Annotated in this window: 4 protein-coding genes and 1 pseudogene; 3 read left to right on the top strand and 2 right to left on the bottom strand. The window is 77.3% G+C overall.

What is annotated here, in order from left to right:
• Positions 1-647, top strand: a pseudogene (locus BN2279_RS03670) (hypothetical protein); the annotation flags it as partial.
• Positions 648-997: 350 nt separating this feature from the next.
• A complete protein-coding gene (locus BN2279_RS03665; protein ID WP_234347383.1) occupies positions 998-3,736 on the top strand; it encodes a LuxR C-terminal-related transcriptional regulator in 2,739 nt (912 codons plus the stop codon).
• A gap of 53 nt (positions 3,737-3,789) precedes the next feature.
• Here BN2279_RS03665 and BN2279_RS03660 read toward each other — a convergent pair whose 3' ends face one another.
• Both BN2279_RS03660 and BN2279_RS03655 read right to left on the bottom strand, forming a co-directional pair.
• Entirely contained in the window at positions 3,790-4,638 is an 849-nt protein-coding gene (locus BN2279_RS03660) for a maleylpyruvate isomerase family mycothiol-dependent enzyme (RefSeq protein ID WP_059006356.1), read from the bottom strand.
• A gap of 61 nt (positions 4,639-4,699) precedes the next feature.
• A complete protein-coding gene (locus BN2279_RS03655) occupies positions 4,700-5,563 on the bottom strand; it encodes an SDR family NAD(P)-dependent oxidoreductase (RefSeq protein ID WP_059006354.1) in 864 nt (287 codons plus the stop codon).
• A gap of 135 nt (positions 5,564-5,698) precedes the next feature.
• Between BN2279_RS03655 and BN2279_RS03650 the strand changes: the two genes are divergently transcribed.
• Complete coding sequence (locus BN2279_RS03650) at positions 5,699-6,364, top strand: TetR/AcrR family transcriptional regulator (protein WP_079031806.1); 666 nt, start codon at positions 5,699-5,701, stop codon at positions 6,362-6,364.
• Positions 6,365-6,385 lie beyond the last annotated feature (21 nt).

Here is a 6,385-nt window from a genome sequence, read left to right as displayed (position 1 = left end):
GGCCGCGCGGGGGCCGGGACGGGGTGCCGCGGGCGGGCGCGGCCGGTGTGGGGCGTCTGCTGCGCGGCCCGCGCACCGGTCCCGCGGTGGGGGCGGCGGCGTGCTGCGCGGTGCTGCACGGCGCGGCCGTGGTGCTGGCGGTCCCGGTGTTGACGCGAGCCCTGGCCGGGGAGGAACCCGGGCCGTGGCTGGTCGCGCTGCTGGCGGTCGCCGCCTGCCACGCCGCCGTGTCGCGGTACGCCGCCGGCCGGGCGCGGGCGGCGGGGGTGGGTCTGGCGCGGCGGCTGTCGTACCGGCTGGTGGCCCGGACGCTGACGACGCCGGCCGGCCGGCTGACCGGGGAGGGGCCGGCGCGGCTGGCGCGGCTGGCGACGCGGGACCTGATCGCCGTCTCGGGCCTGGCGGTGCATCACCTCCGGCCGGTCGCGGCGGCGCTGGTGGTGCCGGTCGCGGCGGCGGCCGGGTGCCTGTGGCCGGTGCTGGCGGGCGACCGGGAACCGGCCGCGCTCGTCGCCGTGCTGGTGCTCGGGGTGTGGTGGGCGGACGCGCTCCACGGCGCGGTGGCGGCCCGGGCCGCGGCGCGGCCGGCGCTGGTGGCGGCCCGGCGGCTGCGGGACTTCCTCTTCGCCGGCGGAGCGGGGCCGTGACGGATCATCCGGCCCCGATGGACCATGCATTCACCATACGATAAGGACATCGCACGGAATCAGTGGCGACGGAAAAAGGAAAGGCACCGACCGAAAAGGGCCAGCATTTCCCTTTTCCCGCTTCCCCGGCCACCCCGCATTTTCCTTTTCGCACACACCCGCCCCTTGAGGCCGTATTGCCCGGTCTCCGGCACGGTGGATAAACTCACCAATCGCCGACTGCACGAGTCCCGGAAAAGCGTAAAGGGGCCTTGGTGAACGGTTCGAAAACATATGATCGGGGCAGCCAGAGGATAAACGGCCCGCACAGACGGGCGCCGCTGCGTCCGCTGCGCGGCCGGGAGGCGCAGGTGAGCCGCATCACCGCGGGCCTGCACACCGTCACCCGGAGCAGACAGAGCAAGGTCCTCACCCTGGAGACCCCGCCCGGGGCGGGCAAGACCCGGCTGCTCATCGAATCGATCGGCATCGCCGTCCGGCACGGCTTCGGTGTCGTCAGCGGCGTGGTCACCACGTCGGACGCCCTGCTCGGCGCCGTTCCCGCCGCGCTCGACGCGCAGGTCCACCGGCTCGGCGCGCTCGACAACGACCGCGAGCTGCGGGCCCGGCTGCGCGACGCGCTGGAGCGAGGCCAGGCCCTGGTGGTCCTGGACGACCTCCATCTGGCCGAGCTGCCGGCCCTGGCCGCGCTGGGCGATCTGATCGCGCAGCTCCAGAGCCATCCGGTGCTGTGGATCCTCGCCTCGGGGACCACCCGGGGAGCGGCGCGGCGCGGGGTGGCCGAGCTGAGCCTCGGCGGGCTGCCGCTGGAGCGCCTGCCGGACCCGGAGCCGCTCACCGGGCAGGCGGTGGCGGAGATGGTCGCCGATCACCTCGGCGGTGTTCCCGACCCGGCGATCGTCACCCTGGCCGAGAGCGTCGGCACCACCCCGCGCGCCGTGATCGACCTGACCCGCGGCCTGATCGAGGGCGGCGAGGTCCGGGTCGCGGCCGGCGTCGCCCGTCTGCGGCCCCGGCCCGCGCCGCTCCTCGGCCCGCCGGACGGCGCGCGCACTCCCCCGCCGGTGCCCGCGTGCTTCGCCGCGCTGGTCCGCGAGCGGCTGGGGGCGCTGTCCCCGTTCACCCTCAAGGTGCTGAAGCTGGCGGCGGTCCTGGGCTCGTCGTTCACCCCGCCCGATCTGGCCGCGCTGCTCGGGGAGTCCCCGCCCGGCCTGCTGGCCGCCCTGGACGAGGCGATCGGCCGCGGGCTGGTGAGCTGCGGCGCGACCGACTTCGCCTTCCGCAGCGAGGCGCTGTGGCGGGTCGTGCTCGACTCGGTGCCGCCGCCGATGGGCGCGCTGCTGCACCGCCAGGCGGCGGCGATGCTGCTGTCCCGGCCCGACGGTGTGGAGGCCGCCGCCCTCCACGTCGCGCACATCGCGCAGCCCGGGGACACCGAGGCGGTGCGGATCATCGCGCAGGCGTCCGTCCGGCTGCTCGCCACCGAGCCGGAGACGGCGGCGTCGCTGGCGGCGCGCGGGATGCGGCTGCTCACCCCCGAGCAGGACGGGTGGCTCGGCTTCGCCGCCACCGCCGTGGAGGGGCTGGTGCGGGCCGGCGCGGCCGACCGGGCGCTGCTCACCGCGCGGGAGGCCGCGGCCGGGCTCGGCGCCTCCACCCCCGGGGAGGCCGCGCCCCGGCAGGGCGACGGTCCGGCCGCGCTGCGTTCCTGGCTGGCGGTCACCCTGCTGCTGGAGGGCAGGCCGCACGAGGCGGCCCGGGCGGCGCGGGAGGCCCTGGCCGTCGCCCCGGACGGCTCCCGGCACGGGGAGCGCGCGGAGATCTGCCTGCTGGCCGCCCGCTGCCTCACCGAGGAGGACCCGGGCCCCGGGCGCGGCGGGCACGCGGACCGCCCGGCGGCGGGGCGGGCGGCCGGGCTGACCGTGGAGGCCCTGCGCCGGTGGCGCGAGGGCGAGGCGGCACCGGCGATCGCGCTCCTGCGGGAGGCCGCGCGGCTGGACCCGGCCCCCGGCGCGGTGCGGGTCCTCGACCCGCGCTGGTTCCTCGCCGCGTTCCTCACCACGACCGGCGCGTTCGAGGAGGCACTCACGATGGCCCAGGCCGCCGCGCGGACCTCCCCCGAGGCGGTCGGGCCCGCCGTCGCCGCGCTCCTGCGCGCCCCGGTGCATCTGGCGCGGGGGCATCTCACGGAGGCCGACGAGGACGCGCGCGCCGGGCTGGCCGGGGGCCGCGGCACCTGCCTGCCGCTGCTGGCGCCGCACGCGTGGCGCGTCCGCGCCCTCGTCGCCCTGCGGCGCGGCCGGCTCGGCGAGGCCGCGGGGCATCTGGGCAGTCTGGACAAGGAGTTCCCGGCCGACGCCGCCCGCCCCTGGCGGGCCACGCGCGCCCGGCTCACCGCCGAGATAGCCGGTGCGCGGTCCGGCCCGGCGGCGGCCCTGGACAGCCTGGCGGAGGTGTGGGCGAGCGCCTCGGCGCGGCGGGAGCTGCTGCTGGCCGACCCGTCGGCCGCCGCCCGCTGCGTCCGCTGGGCGCTGGAGGCGGGCCGGACGGACGTCGCCCGGGCCGCCGTGGCCTCGGCGGAGGAGCTGCGGGACCGCGCCGGCGACCTGTCCGCGCCGCGCACCGCCGCCGCCCACGCCCGCGCCCTGCTCGACGGGGACGCCGCCGCGCTGGCGCGGACCGGCCCGCTGCACGCCGACCCCTGGGCCCAGGCCGCGGCGGCGGAGGACCGGGCACGGCTGCTCCAGGCCAGGGGCGACCGGGAGGGCACGGTGTCCGAGCTGGAGCGGGCGCTGAACGTGTACGGCGCGCTCGGCGGCGAGCGCGACGGCGCCCGGATCCGCCGGGAGCTGCGCCACCTGGGGGTCAGGCGACGGCACTGGACGTACGCGTCGCGCCCGGTCTCCGGCTGGGACAGCCTGACGAAGGCGGAGCGGCAGGTGGCCGAGCTGGTGGCGGGCGGCCTGACGAACCGCCAGGTCGCGGCGCAGCTCTTCGTCTCGCCGCACACGGTCGGCTTCCATCTGCGGCAGGTGTACCGGAAGCTGGGCCTGCGCTCGCGCATCGACCTGATCCGGCTGCGCTCCTGACGGCGTGGCGGGCCGTCCCGGCGTCCGGCCCGCGCGCCGGGGCGAGGGCGGTCTCAGCGGATGATCGACAGGATTCCGCAGGCCGCCTCGGCGAGTTCCCGGTCGCCGCCGAGGGTGCCGCGCGCCGCCGCTTCCCCTGGCTCGATCGCGCGCACGCACAACCGCCAGGCCGTCTCGGGGTCGAGGGCCACGGTGGCGGCCGGGGTGGCGGCGGGCTCGGCCAGGGTCCAGCCCCGGCCGGTGGAGGTCGCGGTCCAGGTGCCGCCCGCGGGCCCGTCGACGGTCACCGACACCTGCGTCCCGGCGGGCGCCGGCACGGCCCGCAGCGTGTGCGGAAGGGCGCGCAGGAACGTGTCGAGGACCGGGCCGAGGTGGCGCGGGTCCGCGTCGGTGGGCAGCCCGGCGGCGTGCCGGATCTGCTGCCGGTGCGTCCAGTACTCGGTGAGGTCCCGCGCGCGGTCCAGCCACAACGGCGCCGGATCGGCGCCGGCCCAGGACACGCCGAGGCGGGCTCGGCCGGGGGCGGCGTTCTCCCACAGGTCCGCGACGGCGTCCCCGGTCAGCGTGAGCGTCTGGACGAGGACCTCCGGGCTGAGGCGGGCGCAGGCGTCGACCCACTGCTGGTTGGCGCGGTGGATGAACGGTTCGAGTGCCTCGCCCGGCCGTGGGCCCGGGCCCCGGTGGCCGTCACGGTCGCGGGAGATCCGTCCGTAGTCGTCGCCCAGCACATGCGCCGCCATGTCGCGGACCGTCCAGCCGGGCACCGTCTCCGTCTCCCAGTCCGCCGGGGCGAGGGCGCGCAGATCGGCGACGAGCCGGGCGCGTTCGGGGCGGAAGAGGGGACGGGCGTCGACGGGTGGGCCGAGCCAGGCGAAGTCGTCCTGGGCGCGCTGATCGTTCATCGGCCGATCGTCACACCGCCCGGCCGGGGGCACCAGCGAATTCCCCGCCCACGGCACGGCGTCACACCGGGGTGGTGGGCGCGGGGACGGCGTGTTCCGCGGCCCGGCTGACCCGCTCCCAGCCGCGCCAGGTCGCCATGCGCCGCTCGCTGATGTCGAACGCGAGGTCGTAGACCATGCTGCCGAGCAGCAGCCGCAGCGGCGGCTCGTCGCTGTCGACCAGGGTCATCAGCGCGCGGGCCGCCAGCTCGGGGGCGCTGTCCACCGAGCCTTCCGCGAACTGCTCCGCGAGCCGCGTCCGCAGCCCGTCGTAGGCGGGGCGCGGCGCGGTGGCGACGATGCCGTCGTACAGACCGGTCCAGTACCCGCCGGGCTGGAGGATGCTGACCTTCACGCCGAACCCGGCCGCTTCCATGGCGAGTGCCTCGCTCATCCCCTCCAGGGCGAACTTGCTGGCGCTGTACAGGCCGGTGGAGGCGAAGCCGCCCAGGCCCGCGACGCTGGACACCTGCACGATGTGCCCGCTGCCCCGCTCGCGCAGGTGGGGCATGACGGCCTGGGAGACCCACAGCGCGCCGAAGAAGTTGACGTCCATCTGCGCGCGGGCCTGGGCCTCGGTGTACTCCTCGACCATGCCCATGTGCAGGGCCCCGGCGTTGTTGACGACCACGTCGAGGCGGCCGAACTCGGTGACGGCCCGGTCCACCGCCGCGAAGACCGCGGCCCGGTCGGTGACGTCCGCGGTGAGCGGGAGGACGCGCCCGGGGTGGGCGTCGGCCAGCTCCCGCAGGGGCGCGGCGCCCCGGCCGACGGCGGCCACCCGGTCGCCCGCCGCGAGCGCGGCCTCGGCGAAGGCCCGGCCGAGGCCGCGGCCGGCGCCGGTGATGAACCAGACGCGGCCGGTGTCGGCGGTGCTGCGAGTCATGGGGGCTCCCTCGGGTCGGTGTGCGGCGTGCCGCGTCGAGACGGACCGTCTCGTTCCAACGGCCCCGAGCATGCCCGGCCGCCGGTCCGTTGTCAAGACGGACCGTCTCGTCTCGTCGTTTGGTAGGGTCGGCCCATGGCCACGCACCCCGACGCCCCCTCCGCCCGCAGCGCCGACTCCGGTGCGGCCCGCCGCGGCGCTTCCGGTGCGGCACGCCGCAGTGAGGGCGCCCGCCGTGCCATCCTCACCGCGGCCTTCGACCTCGTCTCCGAGACCGGCTACGCCAAGCTGAGCATCGAGGGCATCGCCGCCCGCGCGGGCGTGGGCAAACAGACCATCTACCGCTGGTGGCCCTCGAAGGGCGCCGTGCTGTTCGACGCCTTCCTGATGCTCGCGGAGTCCCCCCCGGACGCGGACGGCCGCCGCGACCCGGCCCTGCCCGACACCGGCGACCTGGCCGCGGACCTGAAGACCGTGCTGCGCGCCACCGTCGCGGAGTTGAACGACCCACGCTTCGACGCCCCGATGCGCGCCCTGACCGTCGAGACGCTCAACGACCCGGCGCTGGCCGCGCTCTACGCCGAGCGCCTGGAAGAACCGATGAAGGAGCTGAAGAAGGAGCGCCTGCGCGCCGCTCAGCGAGCCGGGCAACTCCCCCCGGACACCGACCTCGACACCGCCGTCGACCTGATCTGGTCGCCGCTTCTCGCCCGCTGGCTGCGACGGGGCCCGCTCACCCCCGAGTTCGCCGACGCCGTCGTCGACACCGCCCTCCACGGCCTCCTGCGGCCACCCGCCTGACCGGCCCCGGGACGCGCGGCG

It is taken from the genome of Streptomyces specialis, from assembly GCF_001493375.1.
In the GTDB taxonomy this organism is placed as follows: Bacteria; Actinomycetota; Actinomycetes; order Streptomycetales; family Streptomycetaceae; genus Streptomyces; species Streptomyces specialis.
This window is presented reverse-complemented; position numbering and strand designations above follow the sequence as displayed.